28 protein-coding genes, 2 tRNA genes and 1 riboswitch are annotated in these 24,765 nt (G+C 44.7%); of the genes, 9 read left to right on the top strand and 21 right to left on the bottom strand.

Going from position 1 to position 24,765, the window contains the following annotated elements; genetic code table 11:
• Nucleotides 1-3 precede the first annotated feature (3 nt).
• The gene (gene anmK / locus EP58_RS06200) at nt 4-1,179 is read left to right on the top strand and encodes an anhydro-N-acetylmuramic acid kinase AnmK (protein ID WP_036091310.1); all 1,176 of its coding nucleotides are present in this window, start codon (nt 4-6) and stop codon (nt 1,177-1,179) included.
• Nucleotides 1,172-2,260, top strand: a complete 1,089-nt coding sequence (locus tag EP58_RS06195) for a DUF871 domain-containing protein (RefSeq protein WP_036091308.1) — start codon at nt 1,172-1,174, stop codon at nt 2,258-2,260. The genes anmK and EP58_RS06195 overlap by 8 nt, the downstream gene beginning before the upstream one ends.
• A gap of 89 nt (nt 2,261-2,349) precedes the next feature.
• On the opposite strand, the gene EP58_RS06190 is transcribed toward EP58_RS06195, so the two are convergent.
• The 19 genes from EP58_RS06190 to EP58_RS06100 form a co-directional block, all read right to left on the bottom strand.
• Nucleotides 2,350-2,440 (bottom strand) — tRNA-Ser (locus EP58_RS06190).
• Nucleotides 2,441-2,471: 31 nt separating this feature from the next.
• Nucleotides 2,472-2,544 (bottom strand) — tRNA-Asn (locus EP58_RS06185).
• A gap of 92 nt (nt 2,545-2,636) precedes the next feature.
• Nucleotides 2,637-3,095 carry a SprT family protein gene (locus EP58_RS06180; RefSeq protein WP_036091706.1) on the bottom strand — a complete coding sequence of 153 codons (459 nt, stop codon included), beginning with the start codon at nt 3,093-3,095 and terminating at the stop codon, nt 2,637-2,639.
• A 7-nt stretch (nt 3,096-3,102) separates the two neighbouring features.
• The gene (locus tag EP58_RS06175; RefSeq protein WP_176579691.1) at nt 3,103-5,265 is read right to left on the bottom strand and encodes a Tex family protein; all 2,163 of its coding nucleotides are present in this window, start codon (nt 5,263-5,265) and stop codon (nt 3,103-3,105) included.
• A gap of 362 nt (nt 5,266-5,627) precedes the next feature.
• Nucleotides 5,628-6,230 carry a PP2C family serine/threonine-protein phosphatase gene (locus EP58_RS06170; RefSeq protein WP_036091703.1) on the bottom strand — a complete coding sequence of 201 codons (603 nt, stop codon included), beginning with the start codon at nt 6,228-6,230 and terminating at the stop codon, nt 5,628-5,630.
• A gap of 9 nt (nt 6,231-6,239) precedes the next feature.
• On the bottom strand, nt 6,240-7,046 hold the full coding sequence (sigB, locus tag EP58_RS06165) for an RNA polymerase sigma factor SigB (RefSeq protein ID WP_036091304.1): 807 nt from the start codon (nt 7,044-7,046) through the stop codon (nt 6,240-6,242).
• Nucleotides 7,024-7,497 (bottom strand): anti-sigma B factor RsbW, encoded by a 474-nt coding sequence (rsbW, locus tag EP58_RS06160; protein ID WP_036091302.1) that lies wholly within the window; start codon nt 7,495-7,497, stop codon nt 7,024-7,026. Before rsbW ends, sigB begins: the two co-directional genes overlap by 23 nt.
• On the bottom strand, nt 7,481-7,825 hold the full coding sequence (locus tag EP58_RS06155) for an STAS domain-containing protein (RefSeq protein WP_036091300.1): 345 nt from the start codon (nt 7,823-7,825) through the stop codon (nt 7,481-7,483). Before EP58_RS06155 ends, rsbW begins: the two co-directional genes overlap by 17 nt.
• Nucleotides 7,826-7,880: 55 nt before the next feature.
• Nucleotides 7,881-8,894 (bottom strand): PP2C family protein-serine/threonine phosphatase, encoded by a 1,014-nt coding sequence (locus EP58_RS06150; RefSeq protein WP_036091299.1) that lies wholly within the window; start codon nt 8,892-8,894, stop codon nt 7,881-7,883.
• Nucleotides 8,895-8,909: 15 nt separating this feature from the next.
• The gene (locus EP58_RS06145; RefSeq protein ID WP_036091297.1) at nt 8,910-9,320 is read right to left on the bottom strand and encodes an anti-sigma regulatory factor; all 411 of its coding nucleotides are present in this window, start codon (nt 9,318-9,320) and stop codon (nt 8,910-8,912) included.
• 2 nt (nt 9,321-9,322) lie between these two features.
• Nucleotides 9,323-9,679 carry an STAS domain-containing protein gene (locus tag EP58_RS06140; protein WP_036073255.1) on the bottom strand — a complete coding sequence of 119 codons (357 nt, stop codon included), beginning with the start codon at nt 9,677-9,679 and terminating at the stop codon, nt 9,323-9,325.
• Between the two features lie 4 nt (nt 9,680-9,683).
• Nucleotides 9,684-10,523 (bottom strand): RsbT co-antagonist protein RsbRA, encoded by an 840-nt coding sequence (locus EP58_RS06135; RefSeq protein WP_036091295.1) that lies wholly within the window; start codon nt 10,521-10,523, stop codon nt 9,684-9,686.
• Between the two features lie 312 nt (nt 10,524-10,835).
• Nucleotides 10,836-11,180, bottom strand: coding sequence for a type II toxin-antitoxin system PemK/MazF family toxin (locus EP58_RS06130; protein WP_036079839.1), 345 nt, complete (start codon nt 11,178-11,180; stop codon nt 10,836-10,838).
• Between the two features lie 8 nt (nt 11,181-11,188).
• Nucleotides 11,189-11,467, bottom strand: coding sequence for a hypothetical protein (locus EP58_RS06125; protein WP_036079655.1), 279 nt, complete (start codon nt 11,465-11,467; stop codon nt 11,189-11,191).
• A 216-nt stretch (nt 11,468-11,683) separates the two neighbouring features.
• The gene (gene alr / locus EP58_RS06120) at nt 11,684-12,781 is read right to left on the bottom strand and encodes an alanine racemase (protein WP_036091292.1); all 1,098 of its coding nucleotides are present in this window, start codon (nt 12,779-12,781) and stop codon (nt 11,684-11,686) included.
• Entirely contained in the window at nt 12,772-13,155 is a 384-nt protein-coding gene (acpS, locus tag EP58_RS06115) for a holo-ACP synthase (RefSeq protein WP_036091290.1), read from the bottom strand. Before acpS ends, alr begins: the two co-directional genes overlap by 10 nt.
• Nucleotides 13,152-14,540 (bottom strand): protoporphyrinogen oxidase, encoded by a 1,389-nt coding sequence (hemG, locus tag EP58_RS06110; RefSeq protein ID WP_036091288.1) that lies wholly within the window; start codon nt 14,538-14,540, stop codon nt 13,152-13,154. The genes acpS and hemG overlap by 4 nt, the downstream gene beginning before the upstream one ends.
• Nucleotides 14,541-14,571: 31 nt before the next feature.
• A complete protein-coding gene (locus EP58_RS06105) occupies nt 14,572-16,044 on the bottom strand; it encodes a PH domain-containing protein (RefSeq protein ID WP_036091286.1) in 1,473 nt (490 codons plus the stop codon).
• On the bottom strand, nt 16,037-16,519 hold the full coding sequence (locus EP58_RS06100) for a PH domain-containing protein (protein WP_036091283.1): 483 nt from the start codon (nt 16,517-16,519) through the stop codon (nt 16,037-16,039). The genes EP58_RS06105 and EP58_RS06100 overlap by 8 nt, the downstream gene beginning before the upstream one ends.
• Before the next feature lie 219 nt (nt 16,520-16,738).
• Here EP58_RS06100 and EP58_RS06095 point away from each other — a divergent pair, with 219 nt between their 5' ends.
• Nucleotides 16,739-17,194, top strand: a complete 456-nt coding sequence (locus EP58_RS06095; protein WP_036091280.1) for a hypothetical protein — start codon at nt 16,739-16,741, stop codon at nt 17,192-17,194.
• Between the two features lie 81 nt (nt 17,195-17,275).
• A complete protein-coding gene (locus tag EP58_RS06090) occupies nt 17,276-17,485 on the top strand; it encodes a hypothetical protein (protein ID WP_036091278.1) in 210 nt (69 codons plus the stop codon).
• A 54-nt stretch (nt 17,486-17,539) separates the two neighbouring features.
• Here EP58_RS06090 and EP58_RS06085 read toward each other — a convergent pair whose 3' ends face one another.
• The gene (locus EP58_RS06085; protein ID WP_036091276.1) at nt 17,540-18,025 is read right to left on the bottom strand and encodes a QueT transporter family protein; all 486 of its coding nucleotides are present in this window, start codon (nt 18,023-18,025) and stop codon (nt 17,540-17,542) included.
• A 10-nt stretch (nt 18,026-18,035) separates the two neighbouring features.
• Nucleotides 18,036-18,080, bottom strand: a riboswitch (PreQ1 riboswitch).
• A gap of 198 nt (nt 18,081-18,278) precedes the next feature.
• On the opposite strand from EP58_RS06085, the gene EP58_RS06080 reads away from it, so the two are divergent.
• From EP58_RS06080 to EP58_RS06065, 4 genes are all read left to right on the top strand, one after another.
• On the top strand, nt 18,279-18,770 hold the full coding sequence (locus tag EP58_RS06080; protein ID WP_036091275.1) for an RrF2 family transcriptional regulator: 492 nt from the start codon (nt 18,279-18,281) through the stop codon (nt 18,768-18,770).
• A 5-nt stretch (nt 18,771-18,775) separates the two neighbouring features.
• Entirely contained in the window at nt 18,776-21,472 is a 2,697-nt protein-coding gene (locus tag EP58_RS06075; protein ID WP_036091273.1) for a YhgE/Pip domain-containing protein, read from the top strand.
• A gap of 134 nt (nt 21,473-21,606) precedes the next feature.
• On the top strand, nt 21,607-22,029 hold the full coding sequence (locus tag EP58_RS06070; RefSeq protein WP_036091271.1) for a MerR family transcriptional regulator: 423 nt from the start codon (nt 21,607-21,609) through the stop codon (nt 22,027-22,029).
• A 76-nt stretch (nt 22,030-22,105) separates the two neighbouring features.
• Nucleotides 22,106-22,957 (top strand): aldo/keto reductase, encoded by an 852-nt coding sequence (locus EP58_RS06065; RefSeq protein WP_036091269.1) that lies wholly within the window; start codon nt 22,106-22,108, stop codon nt 22,955-22,957.
• A 520-nt stretch (nt 22,958-23,477) separates the two neighbouring features.
• On the opposite strand, the gene EP58_RS06055 is transcribed toward EP58_RS06065, so the two are convergent.
• Nucleotides 23,478-24,152, bottom strand: a complete 675-nt coding sequence (locus EP58_RS06055; RefSeq protein WP_036091265.1) for a hypothetical protein — start codon at nt 24,150-24,152, stop codon at nt 23,478-23,480.
• A 224-nt stretch (nt 24,153-24,376) separates the two neighbouring features.
• Between EP58_RS06055 and EP58_RS17220 the strand changes: the two genes are divergently transcribed.
• A complete protein-coding gene (locus EP58_RS17220; protein WP_077917850.1) occupies nt 24,377-24,622 on the top strand; it encodes a transposase in 246 nt (81 codons plus the stop codon).
• The last annotated feature ends 143 nt before the right edge of the window (nt 24,623-24,765 follow it).

The raw sequence follows: 24,765 nt of genomic DNA, 5'->3' as shown, positions 1-24,765 counted from the left end.
ACGATGTATGTTGTTGGATTAATGTCTGGTACGTCACTCGATGGCGTGGACGTGGCTTTGCTTGATATCAAAGAGCTTGATGGGAATTTGTCGACAAAACTGATCGATTTCAAAACGGTGCCCTTTCAACCTGGAATCGTGACGGAAATTCGTAAAAGTTTGAGTATAGAGGAATCGGATTCACAGCTGATTTGTAGTTTAAATTTCAAATTAGGTGTGCTTTTTGCGGAAAGTGTGAAAATGATTTGTAGTAAAAACGGGATTGCGGCGTCAGAGCTTGGCGTGATTGGCTCGCATGGCCAGACGATTTTTCATCAGCCAGAGCAAGTCGGTGATTTCGCTGCTTCGACATTGCAAATTGGGGAGCCTGCGGTGATTGCGTATGAAACGGGCGCGACGGTTGTCTCGAATTTCCGCACGATGGACATGGCTGCCGGTGGTCAAGGCGCGCCGCTCGTGCCGTTCACGGAGTTACTGCTCTATCGGGACACGCACAAAAATCGCTTATTGCAAAATATCGGCGGGATTGGGAACGTGACAGTTTTGCCTAAAAATGCGACGCTGGATCAAGTTTTTGCGTTTGATACGGGCCCTGGAAATATGATTATCGATGATTTGATGCAGCGCTTATTCGGGCGTGGCTACGATGATGGTGGCGAAATGGCGGCGCACGGCGTGGTGAACGAGGAGTTGCTCGCCTATTGTATGGATGACCCTTTTATCACCGCTGCGATTCCAAAATCCACTGGGCGCGAGCTTTTTGGGAAGGAATATACCGATGAATTGCTGACTACATACGGGCATTTGGCGCCGGAGGATTTGATCGCGACAATGACCATGTTTACAGCCAAAACCATCGCTTCCAACTACGAACAATTCGTCTTTTCAAAAATGGCGATCGATGAAGTGATTGTCAGCGGTGGCGGAAGTTATAACAAGACGTTATTGCGCTATTTGGCGGAACTTTTGGAGGGGCGTTGTGAGGTATTGACGCAGGAAGACATTGGCTATTCCTCCGACGCAAAAGAGGCGGTCGCGTTTGGCTTGCTGGCGTATGAAACATTGCATGGTCGGCCGTCCAACGTTCCGATGGCAACCGGCGCTCGCGAACACGTCATTCTCGGTAACGTCACGTATCCCCCGCTAAAATATAAGGAAGAAGGTACGATTCATGCATAAACTTGGCATTTCGATTTATCCAGAACACGCGACACCTGAAAAAGATAAGGCTTACATTAGTTTGGCGCACAAATACGGTTTTACACGGGTGTTTACGTGTTTATTGTCGGTGAGCGGCGATAAAGAACTGATTTTACGCGAATTTAAAGAAACGATTAGTTATGCGAACGAGCTCGGCATGGAAGTCTTGGTTGATATTTCGCCACGCATTTTCGAAGCGCTTGGCATTTCTTACGATGATCTGTCCTTTTTCCACGAGCTCGGCGCCTACGGGATTCGCCTAGATATGGGCTTTACGGGCAATGAAGAAGCTGCGATGACGTTTAATCCGTACGGTCTCAAAATCGAGATTAATATGAGTAACGACACGAATTACTTGAATAATATCATCGATTTTCAGCCGAATCGTGATAATTTGATTGGTTCCCATAATTTTTATCCACACCGTTATGCTGGTCTTTCCTATGATTATTTTGTGAAATGCAGCGAGCGTTTCCGCAGTTTTCAGATTCGCACCGCCGCGTTTGTTCATTCGAATGACGCGACGTATGGTCCTTGGCCAGTGACGGAGGGCTTGTGCACGCTTGAGATGCACCGCGGTTTGCCGATTGATACGCAGGCAAAGCACCTTTTAGCGACCAAGCTCATCGATGATATTATCGTCGCGAATGCCTATGCTTCTGAGGACGAACTAGCGCGACTGAGCGCCGTGCTCCAAGCAGAGAAATTCGGCTTAAAAATACAACTTCACGACACCATCACTCCATTAGAGCGCAAAATTGTCACGGAAGAGCCTCACTTCTATCGCGGCGACGTATCCGATTATTTCATTCGCTCGACACAATCACGCGTCAAATATCGCGGCGAAGATTTCAAACCTACCTTCACACCAAATATCAAACGTGGCGATATCTTGATTGAAAATGAGCTATACGGCCAATATAAAGGCGAATTACAAATCGCTCTAAAAGACATGGAAAACCGCGGCAAAACCAATGTTGTTGGACGGATTCTGGATGAGGAAATTTTCTTGCTGGACTACATGGAACCGTGGACGAAGTTTGAATTTTTTGTGGAGTAACTATACAAGCAGGCTGGTCATCTAGACTGGCCTGTTTTTGTGTATGAAAAAAACGATACATTTCTGCATCGTTTTGAAAGTTTATAATATGGCGGAGAAGGAGGGATTTGAACCCTCGCGCCGCGTTAACGACCTATACCCTTAGCAGGGGCACCTCTTCAGCCACTTGAGTACTTCCCCATATTTGAATCGTCAGCTCGCATAAAAAGAACTCCACAGGCAAGACTCGAACTTGCGACCGATCGGTTAACAGCCGATTGCTCTACCAACTGAGCTACTGTGGAATAGCGTCATTTTGTTTTGCTGACTCTTTACATTATAAGCAGGAATACTGAAAAAATCAAGCTTTATCTGGTTATTTCACTAAAACAATTTTTCACCTGTTCACAAGTTCTTCATTCTTATACGCCAATCGTCCATTACAGCGGCCACAACGGTATTTTTTCACATCGAAGCGGCGCTTGCGTAGAAATTCTGTTTGGCATGATAAACACGTGTAGCGGTGCATTTTTTGCGTCGTCGGAATCGCTTGGCAAAACCGCGGGGCATCGACTTTTGCAAGCAGTGCTCGAAAATCCGCATCACGATGTTGGTAGCCTTTTCCCTCAAGGTGTAGGTGATAGTGACACAGCTCGTGTTTCATAATCCCGATGAAATAATCCAAGCCGAAATTCTCCAGATACCGCGGATTCATTTCGATATCGTGACTCTGTAACAAATAACGCCCACCAGTCGTGCGCAGGCGCTGATTAAAGCGGGCTTGGTGCTGGAACCTTTTTTGGAAAAATTGCAACGACACGCGTTCCATATGCCGCTGCAACTCTAGTTCTGTCATCATCTGCTTACTTCCCTTGATCTGGACTCAGCATCGTTAGCGAAATCCGGCCTTTTTTCTGGTCGACATCATCCACCCAAACCGTCACAATATCGCCCACCGAAACAACATCCATCGGCTTGCGGACGAAAGAATTGCTCAGCTTCGAAATATGAACGAGGCCGTCCTGCTTCACGCCGATATCGACAAAAGCCCCGAAATCAACGACATTCCGCACCGTTCCTTGCAACTCCATACCGCTTTTCAAATCTTCCATCGAAATAACATCTTGCTTCAAAAGTGGTGCATCGAGCTCATCACGCAAATCGCGTCCTGGAGCCACGAGCGAATCCACGATATCCTGAAGCGTCTCTTTTCCGACGTCAAGCTCTGCCGCCATCTCGGTTAGGCTGAACTGCTCCAATGCTTTTTTCAGCTCCTGTGAACCGAGATCTGTCAATTGGAATCCAGCAGAAACGACGATTTTCTCTGCTGTCGCGTAGCTTTCTGGATGGATTGCCGTGGCATCAAGCGGGTGCTTTCCTTCCAAAATACGCAAGAATCCGATACTTTGTTCATATGATTTAGCGCCTAGACGCGGTACTTTTTTGAGTTCTTTGCGTGATGCGAACGGTCCATTTTCCTCGCGGTATTTGCGAATGTTCCCCGCCACCGTTTTATTCAAACCAGCAACATATTGCAAAAGAGACGCCGAGGCCGTGTTCACGTTGACACCGACTTGGTTTACCGCTGTTTCAACGACAAATGTCAGCGTGTCGTTGAGTTGTTTTTGCGCCACATCATGCTGGTATTGCCCAACACCGACGGATTTCGGATCGATTTTTACGAGTTCGGCAAGCGGGTCTTGTAAGCGACGCCCGATGGAAACTGCGCTTCGTTGCTCGACTTGGAAATCAGGAAATTCTTCGCGCGCAATGTCACTCGCGGAATACACGCTAGCCCCAGCTTCATTCACGATACAATAATACGCGTTCAGGCTCTCTTCCTTGATTAGTTCGGCGATAAATTGCTCGGATTCGCGTGACGCCGTTCCGTTTCCAATCGCCACAACTTCGACATCGTACGCCTTCATCAACTGCAATACTTTTTGCTTCGCGTCTGCTTTTTTATTTTGAGGCGGATGTGGATAAATCACGTCGATTGTCAACACTTTCCCCGTTTTATCAAGCAATGCCAGCTTACATCCCGTCCGATAAGCCGGATCAAGTCCTAAGATGATTTTTCCCTTCAACGGCGGTTGCAAAAGTAGTTTACGCAAGTTTTCCGCAAAAATATGAATCGCTTGTTCTTCCGCGGCTTCCGTCAATTCCGCACGCATTTCGCGCTCAATGGCTGGGCCGATAAAGCGCTTGTATGCATCCTCTAACGCCGTCACCACATAGCTTTCCGCGATTGATCCAGGTTTCTTAATCACCTGTTTGCGTAGATATTCGATGATTTTAAGCGGATCTACCACGACCGAAACGCGTAAGATGTCCTCTTTTTCGCCACGATTGAAAGCCAACACGCGGTGACTCGCCACTTTTCCGATGATTTCTTGGTAGTCGTAATACATCTCGTACACCGATTTCTCATCCAGTTCGACCTTTTTACCGACCGATTGCATCATGCCAAATTTCCGAGTAAATTCGCGAATCCATTTTCGGTATGTCGGCTCGTCTGAAATGACTTCCGCGATGATTTCATGCGCCCCTAAAAGGACATCCTCGGTCGTCGCTACTTCGTGTTCCGCGGAGATATATTTTGCCGCTTCCGCCATCACGTCCCCTGACTGCGGGAATGTCAGCAGCCAAGTCGCGAATGGTTCCAAGCCTTTTTCTTTAGCAATCGTTGCTTTCGTACGCTTCTTCTGTTTGTACGGGCGATATAAATCCTCCAACGCTTGGTGTTTCTCCGCCTTCGTAATCGCCGCCGCCAAATCCTCCGTAAGCTTGCCCTGCTCCTCAATCAATCGTAAAATTTCTTCCTTGCGCTGCTCCAATTTTTCCACATACGCGTAACGTTCTTCAATATTTCGAATCTCGACCTCATCCAGGCTACCAGTCATTTCCTTCCGGTAACGCGCGATAAACGGCACGGTATTTCCCTCGTTTAGTAGGCCAATAACCGCGTTAATCTGGTTTGGGCGATATGGTAGTGATTTATGTACTAGTTTTAAAATTTCTTCCATTTTTATCTTTGCCTCCATAAAATTCATCTGTTTGTATTGTACCATAGAAATTGGGGTTGAGGGGGAATCACGAGCATAAGGAAATAAGGATTTATCGACTGGGTTGAGTGGATAAATCCTTAGAGTATCAGTATGTTGTGGCTCTTATGAGGCATCACTTGCCGATTTAGAGCCTCAATACGAGTACGAACAGAGTGAGCATTCGTTCCTTGCATTATGTCGAGGCTAAACGGGCTCTTTCAGCACTTCATTTGATCCGGCTTCGGAAGCCAGACCCTCGAAATTTTCGTGCCCTCCGCAAAAACCAAGAACGGGTTTTCACTGCGGCCCCTAACAAATTTTTTCGGGTCTAACGGGCTTCCTCAGCACTTCATTTTCCCCATCAAAAAAGTCACATCATCTTCCGGCACTTCAACAACATTGCTCTCAATGCAGTGGCCTGTGTTTTCTATGTTGGCGCTCGCGTAGAGGTATTTCTTTATCCCTGCTAGTGTCAAGCCATCGGAGTGCATCAAGAATCTGGAGCCTGGGCGGTAGCTGAATTCTTGTGTCCGAATTTTTTGCCTTCTTCCAGATAGAAATCCTGTCGATGATATCGGATAGACCAACTCGTCGTCTTCTCCTACCATAAAAAATCGGATATTCCCAATTCCGCAATAAATCAGTTTTTGCTTAGCCCAATCTGTTCGCCAAATCGCAATCGCGGCGCCTCGTAGTCCAGCTACTGCTTCGTTAGAGCGCGCCACGATGTCCGCTAGCGACTTTAATGAGCTATTCGCATCAATAGCTTCCACAACCGCTTTTGCGGCCTTCTCGGCTTCCTTACCGCTTCCAAGGCCATCCACTAGTGCGCAGAGAATTCCCGACGCGTCTTCTTTTATAAAAAATTGATCACCACAATGTCGCTGTAAGTGTTTTGCACGCTGGAAAACATAGATTTCCGTGTCTAAATCCGACTGCCACATCGCCTGCATCTATTCTAAATCCTCATCTTGCAATGCCGCGCGTAACTTCTTAATCGCTTGGCGCTGAATCCGCGAAACGTGCATCTGCGAAATATCCAGCAAGTCACCGGTCTCTTTTTGACTGCGGTTCTCAATGAACGTATATTGCAAAATTTTCTGCTCCCGCTCATCTAGCGCTGGCAATACCTTCTCCAGCAACATCCGCTGATTCACTCGTTCAAAACCATCGTCCTCGCCGCCAACAACATCCAGCAGCGTGATTGTGCTTCCGTCCGAATCCGCCTCAATCGAATGATCCACAGACAAAGCCTGATAACTTTTGCCCATTTCCATAGCTTCTAAAATTTCCTCTTCTGTCGCACCGATAAAATCCGCGATATCGCTAATTTGTGGTGAGCGTTGCAGTTCGCGCGTCAACTCTTCCACCGCGTTTTTTATCTTCGGACCCAGTTCTTTAATCCGACGTGGCACGTGAACACTCCAAGTTTTATCTCGTAAAAAGCGCTTGATTTCCCCGACAATCGTTGGTACCGCAAACGCTTCGAAACTCTTACCGAACGTTGCATCATATCTGCGAATCGCACCTAGCAAACCGATATTTCCAACCTGCACTAAATCTTCATGAAATGATTTACCTTGAGAATACTTGCGGGCAATGGATTCCACCAAATTCTTATAGTGAACAACAAGCTCATATTGCGCTTCCTCATCGCCGGTTTCTTGGTAATCACTAATCCATTTGTAGACCTTTTCTTTGGCCTTCTCACGGGCTTCTTCTCTTGCCGCTAGTTCCTCAGGTCGAGATAATTTTGGCATTCCCCTCCACCTGCTTTTCCTCTATATATTTAGTCATAACAACCGAAACTCCGTTATCATAATGCAGCTCGACATCATCCATCAATGCCTCAATTAAAAATAAACCTAACCCTCCAACGCGCAACATATCCGCATCGCTTTCCTCTTCATACGGGCCAATTTCAGCCTTGCGCTTCTCGAGATCAAAGCTCTTGCCTTCATCCGTGACACGCACCTCTAACTTATCTTCATAAATGGAGAAAGTAATCTGAATTTCACCACTATCCTCTTCACTAAAAGCATGTTTTACAGCATTCGTGATCGCTTCACTAATCGCAATCTTCAAATCTTCAATTGCTTCAAAAGAAAATCCGATTCGGCTTGCGACGCCTGATACTGCTAATCGTCCTAAGCTTACGAACTCAGGTTTTGCCGGAATTTTTAGCTCAATCGTGTCATACATTGTTGCCATTCATTTCACCCTCTACATTTTTGATTTCAATAATATCAGTCAAACCAGTAATCTCGAATAAACGATAAATACGATCCGACAATCCAACCAATTCCAATTCACTCTTCTTCGCACGCAAGTTTTTAAACAGGCCAACAAAAACGCCTAAACCCGTGCTGTCCATGTAACTCACACCAGCTAAATCAATCTGTAACTTGAAATTATCTTGATCCACAAACTCGCTCAAGGCCTCTTTTAATTTCGGTGCCGTGTACGCGTCAATCTCGCCACCCACAACTACTTTCGCATGATTACTATCAGTTTCTCTGATCTCTACTTTGATATTCATCATTTCACCTCGCCCATTTTGTATATCCAGAATACTTACCCTGAATACCATTACCCTAAACACGTTTTAAACAAATGAGTGTAAAATCGTCGCGCAATTCATAGTCCTGGACTTTACACAAGTGATCATACACCTCCTTAACCAACCTCTGAGGCGGCAAATCAATGCGCTCTTCAAAAACAGCAATCAAATCCTCACGTTCAATGAATCCATCCGCTGTCCGCGTTTCCGTCACACCATCCGACATAATAAAAATCATATCGTCCAACTCCACTTCCTTCTCAAAAGCACGATACGTAGCGCTGCGATCAATACCAAGCGGTAAACCACGCGCATACAAATCGGTAAACTGTCGCGTTTTTGCGCTAAAATACAGTCCCACTTCATGCCCCGCCGACGCAAATTCAAACAAGTGGTGCGCCGTGTCATACAACCCATAAAACATCGTAATAAACATATTATCCGCAATGTTCGTTTCCGCCACTGCATTCAGATTCTGCAACATCTCACTCGGCGTCTTCGTATCACCGCCATAGCTATCCGCTGCATATTTCAGCATCGACATACTAAACGCCGCTGGAATACCTTTTCCAATCACATCCGCAAGCGTCACACTGATTTTATCCTCGCCCTCATTCGTAAAACTGTAAAAATCACCACTCATCTGACGCATCGGCACGCTCACCGCACCAACCTCAAGGCCTTTAACCATCGGAATGTCCGATTTCATCATCGTTTTTTGCATGTCCTCAGCCTGCGCAATTTCACGCCGAAGCGCTATCTGCTCCGTACGCAAGCTAAGATGCTCCATGTGGGCCAGCCCGTAGCCGACCATCATCTCAAGTAACACGTCAAACGAAGAAGAGACATATTCCGGCAAATCCGCATCATATTCCTCTAAAATCGAGCGATGCAGATTCACCACTTCCTCTGGCGCCACCCGATTTTCCATCGCTTCACGCGTCAATCTTTCGCATGAATACAATATTTCTTCATCTTGATGTTCTAAGTATTTCAGCATAATGTCACGATATTTCTCTTTAAATTCCTTAATCTCCCTATCTTCCATCTAGCGTCGTCCCCCCTAGCGGACCCACTTATGTGTTGTAATAATGGTTCCCTGTGCCCCTTCTTCCACGTTAGATACTAAATCAAACGTGTCCATCAACCGCTTCACGCCTGGCAAACCTGCACCCAGACCACCAGATGTTGTGTAACCATCTTGCATCACTTGTCTGACATCTTTTATTCCTGGGCCTTTATCTTTCGCTATAATTTTCAGCCCGTCTTTTCCTGCTTCTGCTACCTTTTCAATACATATCTCTCCAGTTCCCGCATAGAGAAAAATATTTCGCGCAAGCTCACTAATTGCCGTCGTGATTCTTGCTTGGTCCACCGTACCAAAACCGATTTCCTTCGATACTTTTCGTCCTAACTGGCGAGCGGCGACAATGTCCCACTCATTGATAATCTTGACACAGGATTGGAATTCCATCTCTATTCCCCCAATTCCTGTTTTAATTTTTCCAAACCGCTTTCTAGATCCATCGCGGAAAGGACACCTTCGAATGTAATACCAAGCTCAATCAATGTAATCGCAACTGCCGGCTGGATTCCCGTCACAACCACTGTCGCTCCCATCAATCGAGACATGCTGACAACATCGCCTAAAATTTTTGCAATGAAGGAATCAATAAAATCAATCGACGTAATGTCAATCACGACTCCCCTTGCAGATGTTTCATGGATTTTGGCAAGCAGATCCTCTTGGAATTCTACCGCCGTATGGTCATCGAGTTCACTCTGGATGGAAATTAATAGACATTCTCCCAATTTCAAAATCGGAATTCCCATTCTCTCACTCCTCTTTTTCTACAATCTCTCTATTCGTCATCGCGAGTGCCTTCTCCATGCCTTTTTTCATCGTGCTCGTCGTGATAACTTGATCTAATTCTATCCCTAAATTCACAATCGTCTGCGCAATCTCCGGTCTGATTCCAACGAGCATCGCTTGGCATCCCACCAACCTGACCGCATCACTGGCTTGAATAATGTGATGCGCCACCATCGTGTCCACAATTGGAACCCCGGTAATGTCAATCAGCACAACATCCGAGCGATTCTTCACGACGCCAATCAGCAAATTCTCCATGATCAGCTTCGCCCGCTCCGTATCAATCGTTCCAATAAGCGGCATCACCGAAATCCCATCAAAAATCGGTAAAAGCGGTGCCGAAAGCTCCTGTAACGCCGTTTTCTGAATCGACACCGTCTTCTCCCAAGAATCGGCATACGCGTTCACAACCACATTATACATCGAGGATAACCAATTCTCAAAATGATAATAAATATCCTCATCCGCATTCTTTTTCACAGTACTAAACAACCCTTGCCGCTTCATTTCGCTATACACAAGAAGTCCAAACGTTCGCAAGCCCGCCGTCACAAAATGTACCGACCAACCAAGATGCACCACTTTTTGCGCGAAGTCATCCAGTTTTTCATTAAAGGAACCATCTTTCGTCCCCAGCACATTAGCAACAATCAAATCTAAAAATTCGCGACTTGTATCCTCATATAGAATATCACTCGTCACCAGTAGAATTGCTGGGTCCGCCTGCTCCTTCATCTGTTCCATCCACTTACCTAGCAACACATCTTTGTTTGTATGGATAAAATTCGCAAAATCTCTATACATATCTCTATTTCCAACCTTTCTCCTTGATTGAAGCCTAGTCTAATCTTTCTAAAAAAAAGAGACACAAGAAAAGCAAGGGGGGGAGCAAAATGGGGTTTGCCACAGCCTAAGAAGCTTTTCTCATGTCGGGTACTAAAAGCCAGACATTATATTCTAAACTCAAGTAACATCTAATATGTAATTCTTTTTTTGTTCCTTTGAATCTTCGCGAAACCTTCACGTACTGACTCATCATTCACCTAGTAAAGCCGTCCCTAATCATCAATTATGTAAAAGATACATCCGCTCTACTACTCATAAATATTCGCAATTTTAAAAATCTACTAAGCCCATGCTAATTTCTAACGCCTTGTTTACCTGATTCATCAAGTTATCGTCCAAATGCGTAATCTTGTCCGTCAAGCGTTGTTTATCAATCGTTCTCACCTGTTCTAACAAAATAACAGAATCACGATCAAAACCATGTTTTCGAGCTGCCTCAACGTGAGTCGGCAATTTGGCTTTAGAAATCTTTGCCGTAATTGCCGCCACGATGACAGTAGGACTAAATCGATTGCCAATATCGTTTTGAATAACGAGAACAGGCCGTATTCCCCCTTGTTCACTTCCAACAACAGGAGATAAGTCCGCGTAGTAAACATCCCCACGCTTCACCATCGGCTCATTCATCCTCCTAAAACTTGTAAATTTTTATCCTCGGCTTCCGATTCTACATGTGTACATTCACATGCAATCGAAAAGTTAATAGAAGCCATTTCAGTATACCCACGTTCCATTTCGTCACGCAAATCGCGTGCTTTTCTTTGACGTAAAAACTGTTGTGTTGCTTCCATAATCATTTCACTCCGCCCCATTTTTTCTTTTGCCCGAGCCTCATCTAAGTCGTCCAATACCTGCTGCGTCATTTCTACCCAGATTTCTGTCGTGTCTGTCTTTTCTAACACGCGTCACACCCCCAGCTGTGTATTACTCCATAACATGTATATCGTAACATTATAGACGCGCGATTGAAAGGCTTTTCGGAGTGTTTTTCACTAAAAATACGCTATTAGACCTGATTCCCTATCTTTTAGGCTAGACTGAATACCTAAGAGTTAGGAAATATGGTGTGTACTTTCTCATTATAATTCCTAATCAAAAACTATGCACGTAAAAAACCCTCAATTGATGTATTTTTTTGGTACTCGTTCCGAAATAAGGCATGTAATTTCATAATTAATCGTGTTCAAGTGGCTTGCCGCAACGTCTGCCGAGTTTGGCCCACCAATGAGCGTCACTTTTGTCCCAACTGGATATTCGCGCGGTAATTTAATGATACACTGATCCATACAAACCCGACCAATAACCGGCATCAAAACACCATCCACCGACACCTGAAATCCTGAATACGCACGTATAAAACCGTCCGCGTAACCAACAGGCAATGTCGCAACCCATTCACGTTCTTCCGCTTCATACGTGGCGCCGTAGCTCACATGATCTCCAGGCATCAATTCCTTCACCTGCACCATTTCCGTGTATAGCGATAAAGCTGGGCGTAGCTCAAACGGTAAAGCAGGAACAATTTCCGGTGACGGCGTTAATCCATACATCGAAATCCCGAAACGCACCGCATCAAAATCCGCCTGCTCATGCAATAAAGCCGTAGCGCTATTCGCACAATGTACTAAAGTCGGGCGTACCTCCATCGAACCTACAACCTCCCGAAAACAAGCCAGTTGCTTCTCGAAATAGGATGTTTCCAATTGATCCGCCGTCGCGAAATGTGTAAAAATACCTTCTATCGTGATGTCCTCTCGTTTAGCGATCTCCGCCTCTATCTCACGCACTGCTTCCATAGAACGCAATCCTAACCGTCCCATGCCCGTATCCACTTTCAAATGAACATCCAGATTCGTTGGTAACGGCGCTAATCCGGTTAACCATTCGATGTCAAAAACTGTAACGGCAATCCGTTTTTGCGCGGCAACTCCTGCAAACGCCTGCGGAACTGCCCCCATCACCAAAATAAAATCATCAAATCCCGCTTCTCGCAACGCCAAAGCCTCATCCAAAATCGCAACACAAAAACCTTTGGCACCAGCTTCCTTCGCTGTTTTTGCGACTTCCACCATCCCGTGCCCGTACGCATCCGCTTTAACAACAGCGAACAAAGCTACATTCTCTGGTAAATGCGTCCGCTCATTCTGAATATTAGCCCTGATCGCCGCACGATCCACTTCCGCCCAAGTCGGGCGATGCCATCCTGTTACTGCCATTCTTTCCGCCCCCGATCTATTTCTTCAATGATGACTTGCGCTGCAGCACTTCTCCCCGTATGCGTAATGCTGACAAAAACCTGCTCATCCAAACGCTTTGGCTTCGTTAAAATCGGCCGCCCATTCGGCAATGTCAAAATTTCCACATCCGTAAAACTGAGATCCTTCCCAAATCCCGTCCCGTTCGCCTTTGCATAGGCTTCCTTCGCAGAAAAACGTCCCGCCAAAAACTCCACCTTGCGCGAACCACTATACTTAGCGAGCAACTTCTGCTCCTCATCCGTCAGAATGCGTTCCACAAACCGCGGATTGTGCTCCAAAACCTTCTCCACACGATCTAAATCAATCATATCTAACCCGACACCCTTTATCATGGCATCACCTGCTCCAAAAGTTGACACGCCTCATCTGCCGCTGCTTTCCCAGCCTGAATACAGTCTGGAATTCCTACGCCACGATACGACATCCCCGCTAAGAACACAGTCGGATGGCTATGCTTCAACTCTTTCTCCACAAACGCGAGTCGCTCTTGATGTCCCACCGTATATTGCGGCATTGCTTCCTTCATTCGGCTTACTTCATAAAATAGTGGTTCCCCTGTGAGCCCAATCATTTCTCTCAGGTCCGCCTGCACTTTATTTGCCATTTCCTCATCTGTTTGGTCTAATAACCCAACTTGTCCTGCTTTTCCCAGAAACCCGCGAAGCAAAATTTTCCCTTTTGGCACCATATGCGGCCATTTTTCATGTACCCATGTGCAAGCCGTAATATTATAATCCCCCGTTCTTGCTACCAAAAAGCCCGTGCCCTCTGGAATCTCCGGAACTGCGGCCTTATCAAAAGCCAGCGAAATCGTCGCCAAACTTGTCATCGGTTGCTCCGCTAGTGGTTTAACAGCCGGCGTATCAAGCAAAGAAAGCACCACATCATGCGTCGCAGCAATAATAATCGCATCTGCAACAATCCGCTCGCCACTCTCCAAAACAACCGTCGTATTCTCAATCGCCTTCACTTTCGTACTCGCATGCAATCGCTCCGCTGGAAGAGAATCCACCAAAGCGTCCGTTAGCGTCGATAAACCACCAGAAAGCGTCCGAAAAGCCCCTATTGTTTTAGCCGTTCCAGTCGTATTCACCGTCTCCGGTCGATGACTCTTCAACCCATACATCAAACTCCGATGTTCCTTCGCCACCTGCTCAAACTGCGGAAACGTAGCGCGCAGACTCATCTCATAAATGTTTCCCGCATAAATGCCAGCAAGTAGCGGCTCAATTAAGCGAACAACCATCTCTTTACCAAAACGTTGCTCAAAAAAGTCACCAATCGACTGGTCCTCATCTGTCACGTTCGAATCCAGCATCAATTCCTCTAACGCTCTGATTTTGCCGTCTTGCGTTAATAAATCACTCTCTAAAAGCGCCCGAATATCTGTCGGAATCCCCATCACAGAACCTTCTGGAATCGGGTGTAACGCCGCGTCATGATAAATATACGATTTTCCCGTCGCATTCGTAATCAATTGATCCGTCAATCCCAATTCCTCAACAAGCGCCAGTCCCGCAGGCTTACGTGCTAAAAAAGAATCCGGACCTTTTTCAATGATAAAACCGTCGCGATGCACCGTATGGAATTTCCCGCCAAAATGGTCATCTGACTCGAATAACTGCCAGTCCACCGCTTCCTGACTTGCCTGCTTATTGATATAATGCGCTGCGGATAATCCAGTGAGACCGCCGCCGATAATGATGACTTTTTTCATAATAGGTTCCTTCTTTCTAAATAAAGCTTTCTTATTTTGATGGCTGATACCAATGATACAGTCGGTTCGCATCTTGCTGAGCAATGTAGTGCACGCCTGCATTCAAATGCGTTTGCCCCGACTTCAAAAGTACTGTAAAGTGAACAACATTCCCTTTTTTCATCCAAATACTTTGCGCGTAGTCCACCGATTGAACGCGACGCTTTAGCATGAAATTCGTCTGTCTAGAAATGAAAGCACGCCCTTGCATCACAAGCTCGGTCTCCGTCGTGTAAAAGCCTGTGGCACGATACGCCGCGTACGCTTTCCAAGTAAACAATGGCACCAATAACAAGCTGAATAATCCCCATGGGAACAGTAAAATGCTGACGAGTAAAATGACAGGAATCGTCCAGATCAGATTAATAAAGAAAAACCGTCTCAAGCTCGTTTTTGGCGCTCGCTCTAGCTTTTCTATTGGGAATTGATAATCCTCCAGAAACTGCGGTAATATCTCAAGTGCCTTCGCTTTTTTCACAATCGGCAAAATCAGAATGTCACCAGAATGCTCATCATCTCCCGAACTTCCTGCTGTCACAACACGCACCGATGCCAACTTGAGCATTTGACGAAGCGGCGACTCGATTAATTTAACAGATTGAATCCGCTCAAATGCAATCGACGTATGCTCCCGTTGCAGTAGTCCTTTTTCAATGACGATATGGTCGTCGAACTTCATGAGCTTGAACTGGAAATACTTGAATAGCGTAGCGACAATCGCGACTCCCCAAAGAATAAGTAACACGACAAATCCAATGATAACAAGGATTAACACGCCATAACGAAGTATCGTATCGAACTGCTCTTCCACAAAATCGGCTGGAATAAGGTCACGGAATTGCTGACCGAATGCCAAGATGATGAAGAAAATCCCAAAGACGCCACCCGATGTTACCGCCATAAGCAATAACTCCTTGACCTCTAACTGAAATGTAAGCAGTGGTTTCGCATTCTTTTCCTCGACAACAGGAATTTCTGCCGTTTCTACGCTCTCCTCTTCCGCCAATTCCGCGACTTTTCCAGCGCGTAAATCCTTCAATTCCTGTGCCACGCTTGCCGGAACTGCGCTCAAATCTGCCTCGGCTTTCCCACCACCAGCTGTTTCAATTAGAATTTGAACGACATGAAACGGCATATAGAAAAACCATTGCTTCTGCTGAACCGTCTGAATTCGCTCGTATGGGATAAAAATATTTTTCTTAAAAAACAGGCCGTACTTCACGCGAATCCCCTTATCATCCATGCGATAACGGTATGTAAAATACTTGATCAAGGCAGGTGCTAATAACAAAATAATCAAAGCAATCACGAGTAGCGGATACATCCACCACGATAGTATCCCCGTGTCATTCAAATTTCGAAACACCGCAAAAATAACAACAGCAATCGGGATAATGCTCTGTCTCACACTAACAATTAATTCCTTAATAAGCGCAATCGGATGCAGACGTCTATCTTCATACATCTTCCTTCGCCACCTTTACAAGCTCTAAAATATGGTGTCTGAGCGCATCCGATTCCTCCGCTTGGACAGCCTCAATCGTATGTACCGTCGCCGCAGTGGAAATGGACACACTAACTAACTTCTGCTTCCGTAGCAATGGTCCCTGATCCGTCTCCACATGCTGCACCCGAATCATCGGAATCAACACCCGACTTCTAAAAATAATCCCATGTTGAATCTCAATCTCGTCGTGTCGAATTTGATAACTCCACCTTGCCCAACGAAAAGGTACAATCAAGAAAAATGTCAACACAAAATATAAAATCGTAAACGCAAAGCCAATCGCGCTCCACCAAAGTGACACATCAATGGCATAAAATAAAATCGCCGCTCCAATCGATATCGCTAAAAATATCAAAATGGCAATCGCATACCCTTGACGCCACACTGTTTTAATCTTCTCTGGTAATTTCTGCGCTAAATTCTCAAGTTCCATAAAACGCCCTCCCTTTTCTTTTAATAATACCTGAAACCCGTTGAAAAATAAAGCTTTATCCCCTGCTATTTTGCATAGGAACCAAGCATATTTATCCCCTTATTTCTCGATTTTGTGTATACTTAGTTTCCAATCAAAACTTCTTAAACTAGTCGTTTTTCGTTCACAGTTTGTTCATTTATCCGTTTTATAATGAGAGATAGAAAGGTGGTAGTAAGCATGAAAAAACGATTTTATGGATTCCTATTATTTATTTTATTCTTTTCAACGAGCATACATATGCCAGTAAACGCGGCCACAACAAGTCCTACTACTTCCGATGACAGCGCCAATGACTTCATGGAAATGTTCGAAATTGACACATATACAGCGGCAAACCCATATATTTTAGTGAGTGGAAATACGGCTACTATCATGTTCACCACGGATGAAGACGCCAAAGTGAGCATTCGCAGCGGTTCTATCTATGTAAAAACAACAGACTATACGCGCGACCAAGAACTATCTATCAATCAATTACAAGAGACAAACCAGCTCATTTTAACCGTTACAACAAAAGCAGGCGTCAGTACTTCCTATCCAATAACGATCAAAACAACACCGGAACCCAAGCATAAAGTCGTGCCAAGAATCACCGAAACATCACTTTCCTCCTCAAGAAGAACGCATTCTTAGAAAACTCTCCCACGATTTTCATTTTCATCTCACCTTTATCCTGTAGTATGGACTTAACCACTACTGGAGGGATGGACAGCCTTGAAAAAGAAAATCGGATTTGGTGCCTTATGTTTCCTGATCGCGTTAGGTGTCAGTATCTTACTCACACGACCTGATGTAAAAGACACGGCCAGCAAATTAAAAACGGACTATATAGAAGCAACTACCGTCGAAAATGTAAGCGATCCGTTCTCAGAGCTCGTAGAAGAACAGAAAGATTGGTTTATTAAGAAATTAAGCGGATCATAAAAAAAGCATGATAACAGTCGCGATTTAACGACTTGTCATCATGCTTTTGACGTTCTAATTGATAATTTTCTTGAAGTTGATGCGTTTGTTGATGTAATACATAATCGGTGCACCAATAGCTAAAACAACGAATTCGCTGATAGCCAGTGTTAACCATGTGTACAAAAACGGCCATCCCAATACTACGGCCAGTTCCCAAGCAATGATAAACATCGTCACAGAGAAAACAAGCGTCGTCAGGACCATTCGTACCTTCACATTTGCCACATAGCGGCTTAGCAAAATCACGATGGCTAGCGAAATCGCGGACTGCCCGACACCAAATACCCAGTCATACCAACCGAGTGGCGAGAAGAAATTCGCAATCAATACCCCAACTACAATTCCAAAAAAGTATTTCTTATCAAACACGATTAAATGATTGAACATCTCCGACAAACGAAATTGAATATTCGTAAACCCGAAAGGCGCCACAACCAAAGTCACGACAACATAAAGCGCCGCAACGATCGCATTTACCGTCAACGTTTTTATTTTCATTTTATATGAGCTCCCCTTAGTTTTTTTACGTAGGATGGTTTCGAACTACGTTTTCTCATCTATGTTACCTTAAAAACCCCGCTATATCAAGGTCATTTCAACTTTTTTCGCAAGTAAGCGGTATCTTATGATAAAGTACTTGCTTTTTTTCGTAAATGGGTGTAAATTCAATTATAGACTTTAATTGTCCACGATGAATTTATTTTCAATAGCGACAAATTATATCCACAATGAAAGAGAGGTGAACTCGAGTATGCAATTAACGAAAGGCGTAGAGCAAGCGATTTGTATTATCGTTCTGCTGTCAACCCAGGATAACCACAATCCGCTAGCATCCGACGCGATTAGTGAGCATTTGCAAGTATCTCCTTCCTATTTAAAGAAGATTATGCGCAAACTCGTTGTCCAGAATATTATCCGCTCCGTGCCAGGCAATAACGGCGGTTTTTCACTAGCGAAAAGCCCGGAGCAAATCACGTTGCTGGAAGTCGTGGAATCGATGGAAGGCCCAATTTCGATTTATCCAGATACAGGCCTAATCAACAAAGTTTTCCGCGATGGCGAGCACACTTCTAAAGGGGAAGCGGTGTTACATGATGTTTTTAACGGCGCCAACGACCTGATTCGCGACTACTTATCTAAACAAACAGCCGCAGACTTACTGAAACGCACGATGGAACAATCCGAAATACCAGTACTTAACTGGAACACAATGAATCTAAGCAATCAAAAGGAGAAAGAGTGAGTTTTATGAATATGTTAAAGCAAGAATGGAAACGACTTTTAAACAACAAAATCCTGCTCGTTTCGACGATCGTTATTATGTTTATCCCGATTTTATACGGCGGCGTTTTCCTGAAATCTGTTTGGGACCCGTACGGCAAAACAAGTGAGCTTCCTGTTGCGGTCGTCAATGAAGACCAAGCGGCGAATTACGAAGGCCAAGAGCTCGATGTCGGGAATGAACTCGTCAAAGAACTGAAGAAAAATAACGATTTAGACTGGAATTTTCTTGATGCGAAAACCGCCAATAAAGGTTTAAAAGACGGCAAGTATTACATGGTCATCACGATTCCGAAAGACTTTTCCAAAAATGCCTCTACCGTTCTTGATGCGACACCTAAAAAAATGAATCTTTCTTATGAAATCAACCCCGCGCAGAACTATATCGGGGAAGTCGTCACTGGCCAAGGCGCATCAGCCGTCAACGCCAAAATTTCGAAAAAAGTAACGGAAAGCTATGCCAAAGCCATTTTTTCACAGATAGCAAAAGTTGGCGATGGCTTCGAAACAGCCGCGGACGGTTCTAAAAAAATCGACGACGGCACGATTCAGTTGAAAGACGGCAGTAAAACACTGACTGCAAAACTAAACGAACTCGCAGCAAGTACGCCGAAACTGGCAGATGGCGCGAATAAAATCAACGTAGCGCTCGGCACAACGGTAGCAGATGGCGTGGACAAATTAAACGCCGGCGCTGGCAAACTAAACAGCTCACTCGGCCAATATACGGCTGGCGTGTCACAAGTCCAATCAGGTCTGGGAAAATTGCAAGATGGAACGGCGCAACTAAACGCGAACTCCCCTGCCCTACTTGCCGGAAGCGGTAAATTAGCAGAAGGACTCGGCACGCTAAACGCAAGCACAGAAACACTTGCCGCCAAAGTTCCCGAACTAAACAACGGCCAACAATCCCTAAACAACGGTTTGCAAAAATTACAAGCCGGAAGCACCAAGTTAGACGCTGGTCTTAACAAATTGGCGAACGGACTTCCAACCGCGGACAACGTTAAAGAACTAACATCCGGATTAAACGCGATGAAAGCCGGCATCAACACGATTAACTCGTCCCTACAAGCAGGCGGCGACCTAAGTGCTTCGATGAAAACATTACAAACCAATTTAAAAACAATGGAAACAGCCATCACCGATCTAGGCACTTCCATCCAAAATAACGGCAAAAACACAACGACCGCCGTTGCTAGTACGAGCGCGTTCCAAAGCCTAACACCAGCACAACAAAAAGAAATCACAGACGCGCTCGGCACAGAATTAACGAAACAAGCTGGACAACAAGTAGCTATTGCACAAAAACTCGGCGCTAATTTATCCAGTACCGCAGACATTTTACAAAATAAATTACAACCCGTGGCAGGAAGCTTAGGTACATTAAAAGCTGGCGTTGCGGAACTAGATAGCAAAGCATCGGTCGGCATCCCTGTCGCAGTCCAAGCAATCCAAGGCTACGACACCATCCGCAGCGCGTTCGTTGCTAACAATAGCATTTTAGACGGATCAGCAGCCTTAAAAGCAGGTCTTGATTCAGCCGTATCAGGAAGCAACCAACTCGCATCCGGAACAGCCACGTTGAACAATAGCGTTCCCGCCCTAGTCGGTGGCGTATCGCAACTCGCAGCAGGTTCTGACACATTAAACAGCGGTTTGCAAACCTACACGAACGGCGTTGGCACCGTGCATGACGGCATCAACCAAGCGAGCAGCGGCGCAACCCAATTAGCCGAGAACAACCCAGCCTTACTCGCAGGTTCATCCGCTCTCGCAAACGGAACAAACACACTAGCAGGCGGTTTACCAGAACTCATCAACGGAACCAATGCCCTTGCAAGTGGCGCGACACAAGTAAGCGACGGCTCAGGCAAACTCGCAACCGGATCAGCAACCATCGCCTCTAATCTCGTGAAACTAAACGACGGCACAAGCGAACTAGCAACCAAACTAAAAGACGGCGCAGCGGAAGTCGGCAAAATCGATCCTTCATCGAAAACGTATGACATGATCGCACAACCAACCGACCTCACCGAGAAAAAACTAAGCAACGTACCAAACTACGGACACGGTTTAGCTCCTTACGTCCTATCACTTGGCCTATATGTCGGCGCATTGGTATTTAACTTTATCTTCCCAATTCGTCGCCCATCGATGACACCATCATCTGGCGTATCATGGTGGTTAAGTAAATTCTCGATTGGCTTTGTTGCCGCGATTTTACAAGCATTGATTCTTGATTTCGTGATGTTAGCGCTCGGCCTTGAAGTGGCACATTTAGGAGACTTCTTCCTAATCTCGATTTTGACGTCGCTCACTTTCATGTTCCTTGTTATGCTACTCGCAACAGCATTCGGAAACCCAGGTCGCTTCATTGCGATGGTCATCCTCGTGCTACAACTCGGCGCAAGTGGTGGAACATTCCCAATGCCACTCACAGACGGATTCTTCAACGCGCTTAACCCATTCCTACCGATGACACATTCCGTTTACGGCTTCCGTCAAGCGATCTCATCAGGACTAGGAAATCATCTTTTCGTCGTCAGCGCGTGGGTATTAGTCGGCTTGATTGTCCTATTCAACGCCCTACTCATCCTGACACTAACGATCAGAAAAAACAAACGCTTCCCAGTGACAACATTACAAGAACAAACAGTATAACCCAAAATACCGCGAAAATCCGGCTCTTTTAACATGCCAGGTTTTGCGGTATTTTTTGCGTATCGGAGGTTCTTCCTTGCCTTTGTCCTAACTCCAAGGTTTATAATGAAAGTATCATTCGGAGGTGAACAAAGATGAATATTAAGCAAGCGGCGGATATGTTTGAGTTAACCGTCGATACGCTGCGTTATTACGAACGAGTTGGCGTTATTCCCCCAGTTCATCGCAATGCGAGTGGCTATCGGGATTATGCGACGAGCGATTTGAACTGGATTTACCTCGCGAAAAATTTGCGCAGAGCCGGTCTTTCCGTGGAATCCCTCATCGAATTTGCTACGCTCGCCCAATTACGTGAAACGCAAAATGTCGAAGAGGCTCAAAAACAAGTTTTGCGAGATCAGTTGAAAGAACTGGACGACAAACTAGCCGAAATGAACCAAGTGCGCGATTTGCTCGTCTATAAAATCGAAACGTACGACGAACATATCGCGAAATTTAAAACAGGTGAACTGAACGCGGAGAACATCGAAAAACTCTGGGAACGAAAACAGGACTAAAATATTTGCTATGGAGTGCACTTCAGGGTTTATAGTTAGCATGAGAGCTATCACTAAAATCTAGGAGGAGTTATGCATGAAAACTGTTACATTGAACAATGGTGTGGAAATACCGATTTTAGGATTTGGAACGTTTCAAATTACGGACCCTGAGCAAGCAGAAACGGCTGTGCAGGAAGCGATCCAAGCCGGTTATCGTCACATCGACACCGCGCAAAGTTACATGAACGAAGAGACGGTTGGTCGTGGCATCGCTAAATCCGGCGTCGCACGCGAAGAGCTGTTTATCACAACAAAAATTTGGGTCGAAAACGCTAGCTACGACGGTGTTCTTTCCTCATTTGATCGCTCGTTGCAACGCCTTGGCTTGGACTACATTGATTTACTGCTGATTCACCAACCGTACAGCGACGTTTACGGTGCTTGGCGAGCCATGGAAGAATTACAAGAACAAGGAAAAATTCGCGCCATCGGAATTTCCAATTTTGCAGTGGATCGGGCTGTGGACTTAGCTGAATTCAACAAAGTTACGCCACAAGTCAACCAAATCGAAATCAATCCATTCCAACAACAAACGCAAAATATCGCGGCGCTAAAAGCAGAAGGCATCATGCCAGAAGCCTGGGCACCGTTCGCGGAAGGTAAAAACGATATTTTCCACAACCCAATTCTCGTGAAAATCGGTGAAAAATACGGCAAATCCGTCGCGCAAGTGATTACTCGCTGGCTGGTGGAACAGGACATCATCGTCTTAGCGAAATCCGTGAAACCTGAACGAATGCAGGAAAACCTCGATGTCTTTGATTTTGCGTTGACAGATGCGGATAAACAGGAAATCGCGACGCTAAATGAAGGAGAAAGCCAGTTCTTCTCGCACGCCGATCCAGAAATGATTCGCTGGATGGCGAGCCGGAAAATGGGCGTTTAACAAAGAAAAGCTTAGTATCACATGATTGAGGCAAAACCTCACCGTGGTACTAAGCTTTATTTTTAGTTCTCAAGTTCTTCTAATTTTGATTCGCTTATTTCAATACTAGTTTCAGCCTGCTCTGGCGCTACGTATGCCCCATTCTCTTCCACATACATTCCTTGTGTAGGGTTGACAATACTAGAAGGTGAGCCCTCATAATCTTGTAAAAAAAGTAAATATTCATTCCCAGTTTCAAGCAACACTATCCCAGATTCCGAATAGGGGTAGAACCAGCATCTCCGAGTAAATCGGACATTACGTAATATTCTGACTATAATAATTAGAATCTTTTGTAAATCGAGTTTCTTCTATGATATATTTCACCATAATAAAACACCCCTAAATTTAGATTTTTGGTCTAACTTTTGGGGTGCACATCAAGTTTGGGAGGAAATTTTTTTAGGTAGTAAAAATATATCCCATTTCAAGTTTAAGGTACTCTACCCGCGTACTTGTACTTTTACATACAAAGTATTTATTACTGGACCATTCTTTCTACAGATGCAATCTCCTTAAACGGTACATAAACACCATCACCCTCTGTTCTAGCGACAACTTTTACAACATCGCCAGCATTTAATGATAAAGGCTTGGTATACAATGTTTTTGTTGTATAGCGGTCTGATAATGGAGCTGGAACTTGCTGAATATACCTTCCGTTTACATAAATAGCATAGGATGCTGCTCCAGGTAGTTGATTACCAGAAATATAATGAATTCCTGAAATTAATGGATCGATTGAAAAATCGGTTCCGGGCTCTGGCAATGGAGCTACTACACCCTGTGTTACGGTCGTTTTAGCAGAACCAATTTCTTTAAAAGGAACATATACTCCGTCCCCTTCTGTACGAGCTATCACTTCCACAACATCGCCAGCATTTAATGATAAGGGATTGGTATACAATGTTTTTGTTGTGTAGCGGCCTGATAATGGAGCTGGAACTTGCTGAATATACCTTCCATTTACATAAATAGCATAGGATGCTGCTCCAGGTTGTTGATTACCAGAAATATAATGAATTCCTGAAACAAGTGGATCAATTGTCAACTTGTCACCTGCTGAGTTTGTTTCTGCCTTTACTGAAAGTGTGCTTGAAAACAAGGATCCAGAAAACATTAAAATTACTAGTAAAGATTTAAATATTTTTGTCATCTAATTTACCACCTTTCTTCTTAATACATCTTAGTATACCTAGAAAATATTAACTGGTCCTTAAGCCAATATTAAAATTTTTGTAACTACAAGTATTAAATTTTAGTACGATATCTCATTACTTATTATAATCTTACTCTGTTTTTTGTTTATTTATGAGCAACAGGTATGACTACTTTACCATACACATATGAAATCACGTTTGTTACTCACTACTTCTCTATATTTCTATCAACTCGTACAAGACAAGCAACTTCCAGAATTCATCCAAGCTATCGGCACTTTTCAACGCTGGGAAACAGAAATTATCAATGCCTTACCCACACTTATCCAATGGCTTCGTAGAAGGCATCAACAACCGAACCAAGGTTATCAAACGTACTTCTTATGGCTACCGTGACTTTTCACGATTCCGCGCCAAGATACTTGCCCAGCACTTTATCAAAAATTTTGACATTTCTGTAGGCTAAAAAGAGGCACAGGCTATTGTTTCCCTAGCTTGGCCTCGATATTTTACCTCAACAATTGACAAAGAGCCATAAAACATTCATAATCCATATAGTTTTGTTACAAACATATTTCTAAGAAGGTATTTCTCTAACGAAAAACATAC

This window comes from Paenilisteria newyorkensis, from assembly GCF_000766145.1.
Classification (GTDB): domain Bacteria; phylum Bacillota; class Bacilli; order Lactobacillales; family Listeriaceae; genus Listeria_A; species Listeria_A newyorkensis.
This window is presented reverse-complemented; position numbering and strand designations above follow the sequence as displayed.